We start from the raw sequence: 16,889 nt of genomic DNA, 5'->3' as shown, positions 1-16,889 counted from the left end.
GATAAATAATAGATCGCACAAGACCTAGTCTGAACTTGTCACACAGTAGAGATGAAATTCCTTATCAACTCAAGTTATGTTAGTGTACAAATACCCATGTCAATTTATAGTTTTTTTTAGGTAGTTGCAATGCAAACAAGTGTTCAGTGGTTAGAGAACGTTGCTTTTGAAGCCAAATCGGAAAGTGGTCATTCTGTAGTGATGGATGGATCCGCAGAATATGGCGGTGAAAACCGTGGTCCACGTCCTATGGAGTTAATCTTAATGGGACTTGGTGGTTGTGCTTCATTCGATATTGTGACTATTTTAAAGAAATCACGCCAAGAAGTGACGCATGTTGAATGTCAGTTAAAAGCAGAACGTGCCGATAGCATCCCTGCCGTGTTCACCAAAATTCATTTGCATTTTGTGGTCAAAGGCAAGGCTGTCAAGGAAAAGCAGGTTGCGAAGGCGGTTGAACTTTCAGCAGAAAAGTACTGTTCTGCAAGTAAAATGCTATCTGATGGTGGCGTCGAAATTAGCCATGATTTTGAAATTATTGAACAAGATTAAGCTTTGACTGATAGGTCATACAATGGTTGGTATATTTTGCCAATCATTGTAACTAAATATTTCAAATGGCATAAATAACAATCAAAAGCCTTTAATTGATTGATATGCAAGTGTATGTCAATGACTCAACTAAAATAAAAAATTACCAGACTAAACTTGAAATTTACTTTAATCAGTCCAATATTATTACTGAAATCTATCTGTTAATTTTAATTAAGATTTTGAAAAATATATAAAAAATTTAATTGAAATTTACGCCTGCGTTCCCATATATCCATCAAGTACACAATTTGTTGTGAGGAATAACAAGAATGCGTTTTGAAAAGTTTACCAACCGACTACAGCAAGCTTTATCCGATGCCCAATCTCTTGCGATAGGGAAAGATCATACTGCCATTGAAGGCATTCACTTATTGGCGACTTTGCTCGAAGAAGCTTCCAATGTCAGTTTATTACAACAAGCAGGCGCAAACCTACGTGATTTGCAAAGCAAATTACAGCAAGCGATTGCTGATGCACCGACTTTGGCCAATCCAACAGGCGATATCAACTTAAGTCCAGATGCGGTTAAAGCCTTGAATTTGGCTGACAGTTTTGCCCAAAAAGCAGGTGATGAGTTCTTGTCAACCGATTGGTTGATGCTGGGTTTGACCGAAGTGGGCGCGACCAAAACACTACTGAACAGTGTAGGCGTGACCTCAGATAGTTTGCGTAGCGTGATTGACAAAATTAGAGGGGATGAAAAAGTCATGAGCAATAATCACGAAGATCAACGTGACTCACTCAATAAATATACCATCGATTTAACCGAACGTGCGTTGGCGGGCAAGCTAGACCCTGTAATTGGTCGTGATGATGAAATTCGCCGTACCGTTCAGGTGTTGTCACGCCGTACCAAAAACAACCCAGTACTCATTGGTGAACCTGGTGTGGGTAAAACTGCGATTGTTGAAGGTTTGGCTCAGCGTATTGTGAATGGTGAAGTGCCAGAAAGCTTAAAAGGTAAACGTGTTTTATCTTTAGATTTGGGCTCATTGTTGGCAGGTGCGAAATATCGCGGTGAGTTTGAAGAACGCCTAAAAGCGGTCTTAAAAGACTTGGCGAAACAAGAAGGTGAAGTCATCTTATTTATTGATGAATTACACACACTTGTGGGTGCAGGTAAAGGCGACGGTGCCATGGATGCAGGCAATATGCTGAAACCTGCATTGGCGCGTGGCGAATTACGCTGCGTCGGTGCCACTACTTTAGATGAGTATCGTCAATATATTGAAAAAGATGCGGCTTTAGAGCGTCGTTTCCAAAAAGTATTGGTCGATGAGCCAAGTGTAGAAGACACCATTGCAATTTTACGAGGTCTCAAAGAACGCTACGAAGTGCACCACGGGGTGAAAATTTTAGATTCGGCGATTATTGCCGCCGCTAAAATGTCGCACCGTTATATCACTGACCGTCAACTTCCCGACAAGGCAATTGATTTGGTGGATGAGGCAGCGTCACGGATTAAAATGGAGCTAGATTCTAAGCCTGAAGCCTTAGATAAATTAGAGCGCCGTTTAATTCAATTAAAACTGCAACTTGAAGCCGTGAAGAAAGATGAAGATGCAGGCAGCCGTGCTGAAGTTGCACATCTGGAAAAACAAATTATTGAAGTTCAAAATGAATACAATGATTTGGAAGAAGTTTGGAAAGCGGAAAAAACCTTGGTTGAAGGCACTAAGCAAATTCAGACTCAGCTTGATCAGGCACGTATGGCATTGCAAAAAGCGCAGCGTGAAAATGACTTGGCGGAAATGTCACGTTTACAATACGGTGTGATTCCTGAGTTGGAAAAACAACTGGCACAAGATGAGTTGGTTGAAGAGAAAGAAGAACCAAAATTATTGCGTAACAAAGTTACGGACAATGAAATTGCTGAAGTCGTGAGTGCTGCAACGGGCATTCCTGTATCGAAAATGCTGCAGGGTGAACGTGAAAAATTGCTACACATGGAAGATTTCTTGCATAACCGTGTGGTGGGGCAAGATGAAGCTGTGGTGGCGGTGTCGAATGCGGTACGTCGTTCACGCGCAGGTTTGTCTGATCCTAACCGTCCAAGTGGTTCGTTCCTGTTCCTTGGCCCAACAGGGGTAGGTAAAACAGAATTGACCAAAGCGTTAGCGAACTTCTTGTTTGACAGCGATGACGCCATGATTCGGATTGATATGTCTGAATTTATGGAAAAACACTCGGTCAGCCGTTTGGTCGGTGCGCCTCCAGGCTATGTCGGTTATGAAGAAGGTGGTGTATTAACCGAAGCAGTACGTCGTAAACCGTACAGTGTGGTGCTGTTTGATGAGGTGGAAAAAGCCCATCCAGACGTATTTAACATCTTGTTGCAGGTGTTGGATGATGGACGCCTAACCGACTCGCAAGGTCGCGTGGTGGACTTTAAGAACACTGTAATTGTGATGACTTCTAACTTGGGTTCACACGAAGTACGTGAATTGGGTGACAATCCAACACGTGAAGAAGTGCGTACCGTGGTCATGGCCGCAGTTTCACAACATTTCCGCCCTGAGTTTATTAACCGTATTGATGAGTTGGTGGTGTTCCATTCACTGGAAAAAGCACAAATTCGTGGCATTGCCGATATTCAATTGGATCGTTTACGTGCGCGTTTAAGCGAACGCGACTTGAGCTTGTCGATAGACGATACTGCATTTGATCAATTGATTGAAGCAGGTTTTGACCCAGTCTACGGTGCGCGTCCATTGAAACGTGCAATTCAGCAACAAGTGGAAAACACATTGGCGCAAAAAATCCTCGCAGGTGACTTTGTTGCAGGTGATACGATTTTAATTAAAGCTGAAAATGGTCATTTGCTGTTTGAAAAAATGAAACTCAGCTAATTGGCTATGTGTAAGCAACTTTTAAGAAACCCAGCTTCGGCTGGGTTTTTTATGACTGACAATTTAGGTCACATAAGTAAAATTTTTGGTAAAAAATGACAGCTATTTTTAATATTTTGTGATGAATATTATATTTAAGTGATTTATTTGCAAAACAATTATCTTTTTTAAAGAAGATTAATTATAATTTATTGTTCAATAAGAATAGATAAATTCTGAGCAGAATCTATGTCAAAAATAGTATGGGGTGGAATGGGGGTTGCAGTGTTGGCAGGAGCTGTCACTGCAGGAAATTTATATGCAGATAAGAGCCTGCGTGAGCATTATCAACAAAATTTAAGTCCTGTACCCAATGTGAGCGTCCAATATACGGACTACGACATGGGGACTCTAACAGGTACTGCCAAATGGAAAATGACCATTATTGCAGACCCATGTAATGCTAAAGAAAAACTGGTGTTTCACGGACAAGATCAAATTCAGCGGACATGGAAAGGTTACCAAATTGATTCTAAAATGAATCTGGAACAAGGGCAGGGACAATTTTCCGAGTTCTTTCAGCAGCCTCTAAATGTGACAACGCAAGTGAATTGGTTGGGTGTATCGACCACGAAATTGAGCATACCTGCTATAGAGAAAAAAGAAGCAGGACTTGAAGCTAAATTTTCTCCTATGCAGATTGAGTTTCAGGCGAAACAAAGTCAGGGGCAGCAGAAAATTGTAAATATGAGTTTTGATGTGCCTCAATTGACGGTGCTGGATCAATTTGGACATCTTCAAGTAAAAGGCATGCAGTTTAAAACCAATCAGGCTTTGAATGTGCAGTCTTTAGAGCCGGGCTATTTCCAATTCAGTATTGCAGAAATGCAGCGTCAAGACCCAAAAGCAGTGGGTTCAGGCAAAATGAAAGACTTCAGTTGGCGTATGGATACTCAACTGCATGAGCGCACGGTAGATATTCAATCGAAATTTAAAATTGACGAGTTAGGTTTAAATAATGTGCCTGCCATGCAAGACCTGCAAGTGAATTGGGATGTTAAAAACTTGCAGCGCAGTAAAATGCAGACGTTTCTTGATATTGTGCAAAAACAAAACAACTCATGCCTAGAAGCGGAAAACTTTGAGAAAGAAGTTCAACAAGCCTTGTTGGCTGTGATTAATGAGGGCTTTCAGTTCGAATCCAAGAAGAATCAGTTGAAATTAGGCACAGGCAGTATTCGGGCAGATTTGGTTGGTAAAGTGATGCCAGGGCATCAAACCACTGTAGAAGGCTTAGCGAAAATGTTCCCAAGTTTGCTAGAAGTGCAAACCGATGTGAGTTTTAACAAGCAAGTGGTCAAAACCATTATGAATAATTATATGAATGCTGCAGGTAAAAGCATGTCTGATCAAGAGTTGGAACAGATACTCAGTGCGATGCAAAGCAATCAGCAAATTCAACGTGATGGTGATGAATTTAAACTGTCGATGCATTATCAATATGGTGAAAAGAAGTTTTTAACTGGTCAATAATCTAGATACTGATCTACGATAAAACAAAGCCTGTTCAAATGAACAGGCTTTGTTGTATTGCCATATCGTTTATTTAAACAGGCGGGTGCTGAATTTTCCAAGCACGGTGGATTTTGGTGTTGCGTTTGAAATCTTGCCCAATGGTTTCATGGCTAATTTCCTGCACATCAAACATGGCTTCAATTTCTTCATCCATTTCAAAACCACGGTAGTTGTTGGAGAAGTACAGCGTTCCGCCTGTGGTTAAGCGGTTCATGGCACGCTTAATTAAAGAAACGTGGTCGCGTTGTACGTCAAATGTTCCGTAGAACTTTTTAGAGTTTGAGAAAGTTGGTGGGTCAATAAAGATCAGATCATATTGTTCATGACCTTCTTTGAGCCATTCAAAACAATCACTGGCAAAGAATTGATGTTGTTCATCGGCATGGTCTACCGTTAAACCATTCAATACAAAGTTTTCTTTAGACCAATTCAAATAAGTATTGGATAAATCGACGCTGGTGGTACTTGCTGCACCGCCAAGCGCGGCATGTAAACTTGCAGTTGAGGTATAACTGTATAAATTCAGGAAGTGCTTGCCACGTGCTTCTTTGGCAATACGTAAACGCATTTGACGATGGTCAAGGAACAAGCCTGTATCTAGGTAGTCGGTGAGGTTAACCAAAATTTTAGCCTGACCTTCTTGCACAATAAAACGCTTCGAGGCGGTACTTTGTTTGGTGTACTGGTTTTTACCTTCCTGACGGGCACGGGTTTTAATAAATACCGCATCGCGCCCTAAACCTGTGACAGCGCGAATGGCTTGTAAGGCAAGGTTAAAACGCTTTTTGGCTTTTTCAGGATCAATTTTTTTCGGCGGCGCATATTCCTGCACGTGCAAACGGTCGCCGTATAAATCGACTGCGACATTAAAGTCAGGTAAGTCTGCATCGTATAAACGCAGGCAATGCACATTTTCTTTCACCGCCCATTTTTTCAGGCTCTGCATGTTTTTTTGCAAACGGTTGGTGAAATCTTCTGCGCCTTCAATGGGTTCAAACTGTTGCGGTTGCCAATCTGCTAAGAATGGGCGTGCGAATGTTGCAGGTTTGATCGTACCAAAACGGACATAAATTGGCAGTTTACCGTTCATCAAACGTAAAATTTGCGGGTCATTGAAAGCCAACACATCGGCTTGTTCAACTTGGGCTGCAATGACGGCTGCTTTTTGATTTGGGAAATGCTTTTGCAAGAGGGCAGACAGACCCAAATATAAGGCACGGTTCGAGGCTTTATCGCCCAAACGCTCACCATAAGGTGGGTTGGTTACAATAAAGGCCTTTTTACCTTCGGCTTGAAAGTCGGGCCAGTCAGCCAAAGTACGTTCTTCAATTTGAATCTGATCGAGCAGACTTTCAAAACCTGCCGCAATAATATTTTGCTTGGTGGCTTTGACTGCTTCCCAGTCGGCATCGAAAGCATAGAATTTTGGCAAGGGCTGTTGTAATGCAGTTTGATGGCGTTCTGCCGCTTCTGCTTTAATGCTCATCCACAATTCATGGTCGTGACCTTGCCAACCGTTAAAACCAAAACGACGTACCAAACCCGGTGCACGGTCAGTCAGCATCATCAATGCTTCAATAATAAACGTGCCCGAACCACACATTGGGTCTAAAATAATGTCGGGTTGAATTTGTTGTAATTGACCTTTTTGCAGAATCGCTGCGGCAAGGTTTTCTTTAATTGGGGCATCGGTCATAAAACGACGATAGCCGCGTTTATGCAGTGAATCGCCAGATAAATCTAGGCAGTATGTATGTTCTTTTTTACCTGCCAACACGTATAAGGTAATTTCAGGCTGTTTGATGTCAATGCTTGGACGTTTGCCCACTGCATCCATAAATGAATCGACCACACCATCTTTAACGCGCAAGGTCGCAAATTGGCTGTTCACTTTAATGTCACGCTCTATATGCAAACGCACTGCAAAAGTACTTTGTGGCGCAAAAATCAGTGACCAGTCAAAGCTCAGCGCACCTTCATAAAGCTCTTCGGCTACATCGCGCGCGTCGTGACTAAATTCAATTTCGTGTGTGTGAATTGGTGTAAGGACACGTGAGGCTAAACGTGACCACATGCAGACACGATAGGCATTTTCGAGTGTGCCTTTGAAAATTAAACGACCCGGTAAACGTTCGATATTTTGAATACCTAAACCTTGCATTTCTTCTTGCAATAAGGTTTCAAGTCCATCTGCACAGGTGACCCAATATGTAGAAAGACGGGGTTTCGAATTCATGAAAATTTCCAAAAGCAATTCAGCAATCGGCTATTTTACCGTATTTTGTGCTAGAAAACTTAGTGATTTAGCGTGAATCGTGCAGAATTTTAAAGGTCTAGGTTTGAAGAGCTTCAGGGCATTTTTTACTGTTTTTTTCTAAAAAGGCAATGAGGATGTAATGACATCTCTAAAAAATTTTGAGTGATTGTATTGCGGAAAAATAAAAACCTGAATATTCACATGATTGGTATGTATTTTGCTCATACATTGTTGTGATGGTGAACATTTTGCAGATGAGCATCAAACACTGCAAAACAACAATGAAGCGATAAGGGGAATATTTAAATGACCACGGCTACTTTAAACACGGCACAGGCTTTAACAGCAAATAACGAGATTTTTTCAGTTGCCACTTTAATTTATACGCGATTAAGACGGGTCAGTGGACGTGTGATTGATGTCATGTATCTGGTTGAAAATTCAGACTATGCACGTGCTGTGCTGCAATTGGCGCTCGCTACACACGATGAGGAATTGTGCCGTTATGCGCTGCGCTTAAACAGTATATTGGCTAACTTAATGGATGCTGATGCAGAAATAACGTCGCCACAGACTGAAGCGCAGCAATTAGATGCAGTAGAAAATATAGAAAATATAGAAAATATAGATGACTTGACTGAACCTACAGCTGAAGAAATTTATCGGGCGCAGGTGTCCCATCATTATATAGGGGCACTGCGTTAAACGGTGAATTGTACAGACTATGCCTACATAGCCTGAAGGTTGCGTAGGCAGTTGTAGGCGAAGATTGACCCACCAGATGTTCATCAAGCTCATATCAAGATGATTGGCTAGCAGAGCAGTTAAATATAAATGCCATCCTTTCACATCGCTTTGTAGAGTATTAAGCATGAAAGAAAGTGTAGATGAGTCTGCATGACTTAATTTTTAAAATCATAAGTTTCTTTTGACTAAATCATGCCAAGTTACACTGCTTTGCCAAATCAATTTCTGTATAATGCGTTAACTTAACGTATAAGGAATCTCTCATGCATTTGGCGGCATTGCATACTCCGAGCCAGATTCAATTGAATAAAGATGGGCATTTAAAACACTTTTTAACCATCGAAGGTCTTTCCAAAGAAACCCTCACCCAAATTCTGGACACAGCACAGTCCTTTTTCAATGAACAAAACCAACTGATCACCAATAATTTGCTCGAAGGGCGCACGGTGATGAATTTGTTCTTCGAAAACTCTACTCGTACCCGCACCACATTTGAAGCCGCAGCCAAGCGTCTTTCTGCCAATGTACTCAATATTGATATTGCCCGTTCAAGTACCTCTAAAGGTGAAACTTTGCGTGACACTTTGTGGAACTTAGAGGCGATGGCTGCTGACATTTTTGTGGTGCGTCATTCATCTTCAGGTGCAGCACATTTTATTGCTAAAACGGTTTGCCCAAAGGTTGCCATTATTAATGCGGGTGATGGCCGTCATGCACATCCAACGCAAGCGATGTTGGATATGCTGACCATTCGCCGTGAAACCCAACGACCTTATGAAGAATTAAGTGTTGCGATTATTGGTGATATCAAACATTCACGCGTGGCGCGTTCCGATGTGGCTGCCTTGCAAACACTGGGCTGTAAAGACATTCGCGTGATTGCACCGAACACCTTGTTGCCCTACGGTTTTGATGAATATGGCGCAGGCGTGCGTTTATTTAACAAAATGGAAGAAGGCATTAAAGATTGCGACGTGATTATCACCCTGCGTATTCAAAATGAACGTATTGATTCGCCAGCACTTGCCTCACAAGCCGAATTCTACAAAATGTACGGTTTAAACAAAGAGCGTTTGGCGCTTGCAAAACCAAACTGTATTGTGATGCATCCTGGTCCAATGAACCGTGGTGTCGAAATTGATTCAAGCATTGCCGATGGGCCTCAATCGGTGATTTTAAATCAAGTAACCAACGGTATTGCGGTACGTATGGCGGTATTGGCCTTGGCGATGCAAGGTCAATTGCAAGAACAAGGTTTGATTGACGCGATTGCGGTATAAGGAAAAAGTCATGGCGATTGTAAAAATTGAAAATGTACGTGTGCTTGACCCAATCCAGCAAATTGACCGCGTACAAACGGTATATCTTGAAAATGGCAAGTTGGTTGCAGAAAGTGCAGATATTAGCGAAAGCATAGATGCCCAAGGTCAATGGCTCATGCCAACTATGGTCGATTTATGCGCACGTTTACGTGAACCTGGTCAGCAACAACATGGCACGCTCAAATCTGAAGGCAAGGCCGCACGTGAAAACGGAATTCTGCACTTATTTACGCCACCCGATTCTAAACCAATCGTGCAAGACAACGGTGCACTCATTCATGGTTTGGTCGAAAAAGCCATGTTGGATGGTGGCATTTATTTAGAAGTGATTGGTGCACAAACTCAAGGTTTAAACGGCAAGCAGCCTGCCAATATGGCGGGACTGAAAAAAGGCGGCTGTAGTGCAGTGTCCAATGCCAATGCACCTTTTGAAGATGATGATGTCGTGATTCGCACACTGGAATATGCTGCAGGTTTGGACATGACCGTGGTGTTCTATGCCGAAGAACCGCAAATTGCTAAAGATGGCTGTGTGCATGAAGGTTTTATTGCATCGCGTCAGGGCTTGCCTATGATTCCAACTTTGGCAGAAACCGTAGCGATTGCCAAATATTTGCTGATGATTGAAGCCACAGGTGTACGTGCACATTTTGGCTTATTGTCTTGTGGTGCATCAGTTGAATTGATTCAACAAGCTAAAGCCAAAGGTTTACCTGTCACTTGTGATGTTGCGATGCATCAACTGCATTTAACCGATCAAATTATTGATGGTTTTAACTCGTTAGCGCATGTACGTCCGCCACTGCGCTCAGAGCAAGACAAAGCATTACTGCGTCAAGGTGTAAAAGATGGTGTGATTGATGCGATTTGTACTCATCATGAGCCGTTAAATAGCTCTGCAAAAATGGCACCATTTGCAGATACTTTGTCAGGTTTTACTGCATTTGATACTTATATTCCATTTGGGATTCAACTGATTCAGGAAGGTCTGTTCAGTCCATTGGAATGGGTAGAAAAAGTGACACTTGCACCTGCGCGTGTGGCAAAAATGCAAAGTCGTTGGGAACAGGAAGCGGGTTGGGTCTTGGTTGATCCAGAAGTGGAATGGACACTGAACAAAGAAACGATTGTGTCACAAGGCAAAAATACGCCTTTGATTAATCAAGTTGTAAAAGGCAAAGCAGTACGCGTCTTTACTGCTTAATATGCTCTGATTGATATTTTATTTTCAAGTTTAAATAAGAGTCAGCTTCGGCTGGCTTTTTTATTGAATTTTAACAATCCCCAAATAGAAAATCGAAGAAGAGACTCTACATTCCGTTGACTCAAATTTCACAACAAAATCAAAACACCACAATTTATTACATTTGTTTAAATTTTAAGCATATACACTAAAAAACAACTTGAAAACAAAGACAAAAAAGAGGGCATATATATGCAAACAGATTTTATAGACTTGCTCAAACAAAGTGTGTCATCCATTGTATTGGAAGGGGAAACCCAGCATTTGCTTGAAAAAAATCAGGCATTAAATAGTTTTTATCCCATTTTATTGTCTATTTTAAATTCACGACCTGAACTGATTGACAATCTGCTGCGACAACTGAATCCACGTGTGGGCGATGTATTTGGTTCAAATCTATCTTTAAAACAGCAGTTTTTAGATTTGGTCAGCGGCACAGCACCGCAAACCGAAATTGAAAACACCCTGAATCGTTCAATTGCACCAAGTTTAAACTTTTTGGAAAATCAGGCAGGTTCATCTGACCCAGTTGCAATTCAGCATTTACTGCAAAACAATTTAGATTCAATTCAGGCGGCTTTACCGCAGTGGGCAACAGCATTATTGGCTGCTTTGGGGGTAAATAATGCTGCGGGCCAAACCGTACATCAAGCACCTGAAGTCATTGTGACTGAGCCCGTAGAAGAACGCCGTTCGTGGTTATTGCCAATTTTAGCTTTAATTATTTTAATTGGTTTATTGGCATTTTTATTCCGTGCATGTAGTGACCGCAACCAAGCGCCTGCAACCACACAGACCCAAGTGGCAGCCAATCAGGCTGCAATGTTGCAAGTCAGTACAGGCAGTGATGGTAATTTGGTGACCTGTCAAATTTTGCTGAATAATCCAAGCTATATGGAAATTCTGCAGAATGAAGTGAAGCAAATTTTCAATCATCCAACAGGTTGTGGTGCAGAAAATTTTGCCAACTATCATTCGGAATTTATTGATCAGGACGTGATTCCAAGCGTTTTAAAAATGCTGAAAGGTGTACCGAATGTCAATTTAAACTGGGTGGGTAATCAACTGTCTATTCAAGCCGCGAACCCTGCCGATGCAGAGCGTTTAGCCAGTCAAATTCGTCCATTGGCTAAAAACATGACCGTAGTGACTCAGCAACCTGCAGAAACTACAGTAACCGATGTTAATCAGGCTGTAACCAGCAGTATTAGCAATGCAGAGCAGGCTTTGGCTGCAATTAACCCTGACAATATTCAAGCTTTGGATGTTGCGACGGCACTCAATATGCAAATCATTAATTTTGATTCTGCATCGACTGAAATTCCAGCAGCCAATAAGTCTATTTTAGATCAGGCTGCGGTATTGATGCAGCGCGCGCCACAAGTGCAATTAACCGTGAAAGGGCATACCGATGCCGTAGGTGATGCCAATGCCAACAAAACTTTGTCACAACAACGTGCGCAAGCAGTGGTCGATTATTTAGTATCACGTGGTGTAAATCCGGGTCAATTGCAAGCCATTGGTTTTGGTTCAGAGCAGCCGATTACAGCAAATGCAACCCCAGAGGGTCAGTTTAAAAACCGCCGGATTGAGTTTGAAGTCTTGAATGTAGATACAGGCACAGTGCGTAGTGTGGAAGATGCAGGCGTGGTAGAGCAAAAGACGCCTCAATCTTAAACAGGTTTATTTTCTTGTAAGATTAAACTTGTATTGAGCCTTCACTTTGCAAAGTGAAGGCTTTTTTTATTGCAGATCAGTGCCGAAGTATCGTGCAAATATCGAAATTGAAAGTAATTTTTGAATGCTCTTTGGTTTGAGGAATAGTTTTATAAATTAGTGATTTGTTGAGTAGATTGAATAAGTTGAGTGGGAAAGTATGAAAGTCAAAACAAACCCTCTCCCTTGTATTAAGTTTTAAAGCAGTGCATCAAAACTTGCAAAGGAGAGGGTTATTCACTCGAGATAAATTCATCAAGCTGCGACTTTTTGTAAGGCAACACCTGTGACTTTTTGAATTTCATCAAAACTGACATCGGGTGCAAGTTCAATCAACTTTACGCCTTGTGGAGTAATATCAAGCACGCCTAAGTCGGTAATGATACGATGCACCACCGCTTTACCTGTGAGTGGCAAACTGCACTGCGATACAATTTTAGGCGTACCATCTTTGGCACAATGTTCCATCAGCACTACAACTTTTTGTACGCCTGCAACCAAATCCATTGCACCGCCCATACCTTTAACTTTCTTGCCGGGAATCATCCAGTTGGCAAGATCGCCTTGTTCAGAAACTTCCATTGCCCCTAAAATAGCGATATTGACATGCCCGCCACGAATCATGGCAAAGGAATCTGCGCTAGAGAAAAAAGCCGCACCTTTACGCGCTGTCACAGTTTGTTTACCTGCATTGATCAGGTCGGCATCTACAGTTTCGGCAGTTGGGAACTCACCAATGCCAAGCAAGCCATTTTCGGACTGTAACCAGACATTGATATGTTCAGGAATATAATTGGCGACCAGTGTGGGTAAGCCAATGCCTAAATTGACATAAAAACCATCTTCTAATTCTTGTGCAGCGCGCTGCGCCATTTGATTACGCGTCCAAGCCATGTCTTAAGCCTCCGCCTTTAAAGTCATTTGTTCAATCCGTTTTTCTGGGCTTGCATTGAGGACAATGCGGTTCACATAAATACCAGCTAAGTGGATTTCGTCGGGGTCTAAATCGCCAATTTCAACGATTTGTTCAACTTCGGCAATGGTGATTTTGCCTGCCATAGCACAAACAGGATTAAAGTTTTGTGCTGTTTTACGGAAAATAAGATTACCCGCTTTATCTGCTTTGTAGGCTTTGACCAAAGCGACATCTGCAGTCAAAGATTCTTCTAAAATATAATCTTTGCCGTTAAATTCACGGACTTCTTTGCCTTCTGCAATGACAGTGCCTACACCTGTTGGGGTGAAAAATGCAGGAATACCCGCACCGCCTGCGCGTAATTTTTCTGCCAGTGTGCCTTGCGGGGTAAGTTCAACTTCCAGTTCACCGCTTAAAAACTGGCGTTCAAATTCTTTATTTTCGCCGACATAAGATGAAATCATTTTTTTAATTTGTTTGGTTTCAAGCAATAAGCCTAAACCAAAACCATCGACCCCTGCGTTGTTGGAAATACAAGTCAGCTGTTTCACACCTGTATCTTTTAACGCAGCAATCAAGGCTTCAGGAATACCGCATAAACCAAAACCACCCACCGCCAAGGTATGCCCATCTTGAACCACGCCATTTAATGCAGCTTGTGCGCTGTCATATACTTTATTGGACATTTGTCACCTCTTTATTCTCTGCACGGCATTCACTTGCCATGTTGTGTTGTTGCCATCCTTATTGCTTATGTTCCAATGCTATTGAGGATGAAATGGGTTTTAAGCACAAACCTTTTGCCAGTAGGCATTGGCATAGTGAGATGGATTATCACGCTGTAAGATATTGCTGATGTTGCGACTGGCTTGCATCAGCGGCTCTAACCGCACACCTGTTTCAAAACCCATCTTGGACAGTAAATAGTACAAGTCTTCGGTAGACACATTGCCCGATGCACCTTTGGCATACGGACAGCCACCCAAACCAGCAATGGATGAATCAAATACACGAATGCCTTGTAAGAGCGATTGATAAATATTGGCAATCGCCATGCCGTAAGTATTGTGAAAATGACCTGCTAAAACTTTGGCATCGACCTCTGCCAAACATGCATCCCAGACTTTTTGCACACGGTCAGGGGTTGCTGTACCAATGGTTTCACCCAAAGACACTTCATAGCAGCCCATGTCCAATAATTGCTGTGTGACTTTTGCGACTTGTTTCGGGTCAATTGCGCCTTCATAAGGACAGTCCACCATACAAGATACATAACCACGCACGCGAATGTTGTGCGCTTTGGCTTGACGCATGACATCGCTAAATTTTTCCAAACTTTCTTCAATTGAACAGTTGATATTTTTTCGGGTAAAGCTTTCAGAAGCGGCGGTAAACACGGCAACTTCTTTGCAACCCACCGCCAAAGCCGACTCAAAACCTTTTGAGTTTGGGGTCAGTAAACTGAATTGAATGTTTGGGTTTTGTGGCAGGCTGGCAAACAGCACATCGCTGTCTGCCATTTGCGGTACCCATTTGGCCGATACGCAAGAACCGACCTCAATGCTGCTTAAACCTGTTTGCATTAAATCCAAAATCAGGTTTTTACGGTCTGCCAAAGTGAGTGGCGTTTTCTCATTTTGCAGACCATCTCGTGGGCCAACCTCTACAATTTTGACAAATTCAGTCATGCAACTTCCTCCGTCAAGGCTTCAAATTCAACCAGTTCATCGCCTGCTTTGACCTGATCGCCCGCTTGGAAGTACGAACTTGCCACAATGCCATCGAAAGGCGCACGAATTGAATATTCAATTTTCATGGCTTCCAGTGTCATCAGTACATCATCTTTTTTCACACGGGCATTGGCTGCCACCAAAACTTGGGTGATTACACCCGGCATTGGTGCAGTCAGATTGTTGGCATTGTCTTGTTGATCATCGCTGTTAAAGTTTGCTTGTACATAGCTAAACACATGACGCTGACCGTTTTGGAACAGGGTGATGCCTTGCGCATGTTGGTTAAATGCTATTTTTTGTTGCTGACCATTGATACAAACCTGTAGACGATGTGCATCCAAAAGCTCGCCTTGAACGCTCAGCGTTTGCCCATTGTAGTGAGCCTCAAAACCAGAAGTGCATGGTTTTAACTGGATTTTGAGTGTTTGGTCATTGCACTGTAATTGCACTGTGTGGGCGCTTTGCTGATTTAAGCGCCAGAAGTGGTCTTTTTGCCAAACCGCGTTGTTTGCCGCTTTGTTGTTTTGAATACGAGAAAGTACATCAATTAACGCAGCTGCAACGACAGTTTCTGTAGCGACTTCAGGTTTTGCGTTAAGTAAAAATGCTTCCTCACGTTGAATAAGCCCTGTATCCAAATTGGCATGTTTAAAGGAATCACACAGCACCAAACGATCCAAGAATGCAATGTTGTTGCCTAAACCATCGACGTGGAACTGACCTAAAGCATGGTGCATTTGCGTTAATGCTGCTTCACGGTTTTTACCCCAAACAATCAGTTTGGCAATCATTGGGTCGTAGTAGGTGCTGATTTCATCACCTTCGACAATCCCGCTATCGACACGTACGGCATCATTTTGCTCTGGATAATGCAGATAGCTGATTTGACCAATGGCAGGAATAAAGCCTTTTTCTGGTTCTTCGGCATACACACGCGCTTCAAGGGCATGACCATGAATTTGCAATTCATGTTGCTGTTTTGGCAATGGCTCACCAAAAGCAACTCGCAATTGCCACTCAACCAAGTCTTGCCCTGTAATCATTTCTGTGACGGGGTGTTCGACCTGCAAGCGGGTATTCATTTCCATGAAATAAGCAGTACCGTCTTGCTCGACAATAAACTCTACCGTACCTGCGCCCACGTAATTTACAGCACGTGCGGCATCAATTGCGGCTTGGCGCATAGTTTCGAGTTTATCTTCTGGCATTTTTGGTGCAGGTGCTTCTTCAAGCACTTTTTGGTGGCGACGTTGTACCGAGCAATCACGTTCAAACAAATGCACGTAGTTGCCGTGAGTATCGCCAAAAACCTGTACTTCAATATGACGTGGTTGAATCACATAGCGTTCAATCAGCACATCTTCATTACCAAAGCTAGAACGTGCTTCACTTTTACATGAAGCGAGTGAGCTGAGAAAGTCTTCACTGCGTTCTACTAAACGCATGCCTTTACCGCCACCGCCTGCACTGGCTTTAATGAGCACAGGATAACCAATGCTGTCGGCTTGTTGCTTTAAAAATGCCGCATCTTGATTGCTGCCGTGGTAGCCCGGAGTTAGTGGCACACCTGCTTTTTCCATCAAGGCTTTAGAGGTTGCTTTTAGACCCATCGCCAAAATGGCTTCAACTGGCGGGCCAATAAAAACAATATTGTTGTCTTTACAGGCAAGTGCGAATTGGTCATTTTCAGATAAGAAACCATAACCCGGGTGAATCGCTTGTGCACCTGTGCTTTTGGCTGCCTGAATAATACGTTCAACTTGCAAATAACTTTGTGCCGCAGGCGATTCACCAATATAAATGGCTTCGTCTGCCAGTTTAACGTGTTGTGATTGCGCATCGGCATCTGAATACACCGCGACAGTCGCAATCCCAAGTTTTTTTGCGGTACGAATTACACGGCAGGCAATTTCACCACGGTTGGCAATTAAAATCTTTTCAAACATCGTGCGATCCTT

General features: G+C 42.5%; 12 protein-coding genes. 7 read left to right on the top strand and 5 right to left on the bottom strand.

All coding sequences use genetic code 11. From position 1 onward, the window contains the following. Positions 1–129: 129 nt before the first annotated feature. From FTU70_RS00560 to FTU70_RS00550, 3 genes are all read left to right on the top strand, one after another. A complete protein-coding gene (locus tag FTU70_RS00560; protein ID WP_004971563.1) occupies positions 130–552 on the top strand; it encodes an OsmC family protein in 423 nt (140 codons plus the stop codon). Positions 553–863: 311 nt separating this feature from the next. Continuing rightward, on the top strand, positions 864–3,443 hold the full coding sequence (gene clpB / locus FTU70_RS00555) for an ATP-dependent chaperone ClpB (protein WP_004971561.1): 2,580 nt from the start codon (positions 864–866) through the stop codon (positions 3,441–3,443). 228 nt (positions 3,444–3,671) lie between these two features. Beyond that, positions 3,672–4,955 carry a DUF945 family protein gene (locus tag FTU70_RS00550; RefSeq protein ID WP_180059815.1) on the top strand — a complete coding sequence of 428 codons (1,284 nt, stop codon included), beginning with the start codon at positions 3,672–3,674 and terminating at the stop codon, positions 4,953–4,955. A 73-nt stretch (positions 4,956–5,028) separates the two neighbouring features. Here the strand turns inward: FTU70_RS00550 and rlmKL are convergent, their stop codons facing one another. Next, positions 5,029–7,233: a bifunctional 23S rRNA (guanine(2069)-N(7))-methyltransferase RlmK/23S rRNA (guanine(2445)-N(2))-methyltransferase RlmL gene (rlmKL, locus tag FTU70_RS00545; protein ID WP_004971555.1), complete on the bottom strand. Its 2,205-nt coding sequence runs from the start codon at positions 7,231–7,233 to the stop codon at positions 5,029–5,031. Positions 7,234–7,560: 327 nt separating this feature from the next. On the opposite strand from rlmKL, the gene FTU70_RS00540 reads away from it, so the two are divergent. From FTU70_RS00540 to FTU70_RS00525, 4 genes are all read left to right on the top strand, one after another. Then, complete coding sequence (locus FTU70_RS00540) at positions 7,561–7,959, top strand: hypothetical protein (protein WP_180059813.1); 399 nt, start codon at positions 7,561–7,563, stop codon at positions 7,957–7,959. Positions 7,960–8,264: 305 nt separating this feature from the next. Continuing rightward, a complete protein-coding gene (locus FTU70_RS00535; RefSeq protein WP_004971550.1) occupies positions 8,265–9,281 on the top strand; it encodes an aspartate carbamoyltransferase catalytic subunit in 1,017 nt (338 codons plus the stop codon). Positions 9,282–9,291: 10 nt separating this feature from the next. Next, the gene (locus tag FTU70_RS00530) at positions 9,292–10,527 is read left to right on the top strand and encodes a dihydroorotase (protein WP_004971548.1); all 1,236 of its coding nucleotides are present in this window, start codon (positions 9,292–9,294) and stop codon (positions 10,525–10,527) included. Between the two features lie 231 nt (positions 10,528–10,758). Continuing rightward, positions 10,759–12,243, top strand: a complete 1,485-nt coding sequence (locus tag FTU70_RS00525) for an OmpA family protein (RefSeq protein ID WP_180059811.1) — start codon at positions 10,759–10,761, stop codon at positions 12,241–12,243. A 294-nt stretch (positions 12,244–12,537) separates the two neighbouring features. Here the strand turns inward: FTU70_RS00525 and FTU70_RS00520 are convergent, their stop codons facing one another. From FTU70_RS00520 to FTU70_RS00505, 4 genes are all read right to left on the bottom strand, one after another. Continuing rightward, complete coding sequence (locus FTU70_RS00520; protein ID WP_004971544.1) at positions 12,538–13,176, bottom strand: CoA transferase subunit B; 639 nt, start codon at positions 13,174–13,176, stop codon at positions 12,538–12,540. A 3-nt stretch (positions 13,177–13,179) separates the two neighbouring features. Next, positions 13,180–13,884 (bottom strand): CoA transferase subunit A, encoded by a 705-nt coding sequence (locus FTU70_RS00515; RefSeq protein WP_004971542.1) that lies wholly within the window; start codon positions 13,882–13,884, stop codon positions 13,180–13,182. Between the two features lie 99 nt (positions 13,885–13,983). After that, positions 13,984–14,886, bottom strand: a complete 903-nt coding sequence (locus FTU70_RS00510; RefSeq protein ID WP_096901054.1) for a hydroxymethylglutaryl-CoA lyase — start codon at positions 14,884–14,886, stop codon at positions 13,984–13,986. Then, entirely contained in the window at positions 14,883–16,877 is a 1,995-nt protein-coding gene (locus FTU70_RS00505; RefSeq protein ID WP_167845930.1) for an acetyl/propionyl/methylcrotonyl-CoA carboxylase subunit alpha, read from the bottom strand. Before FTU70_RS00505 ends, FTU70_RS00510 begins: the two co-directional genes overlap by 4 nt. Between the last annotated feature and the right edge of the window lie 12 nt (positions 16,878–16,889).

The sequence above is a fragment of the Acinetobacter sp. YH12135 genome (genome assembly GCF_013418565.1).
In the GTDB taxonomy this organism is placed as follows: domain Bacteria; phylum Pseudomonadota; class Gammaproteobacteria; order Pseudomonadales; family Moraxellaceae; genus Acinetobacter; species Acinetobacter towneri.
This window is presented reverse-complemented; position numbering and strand designations above follow the sequence as displayed.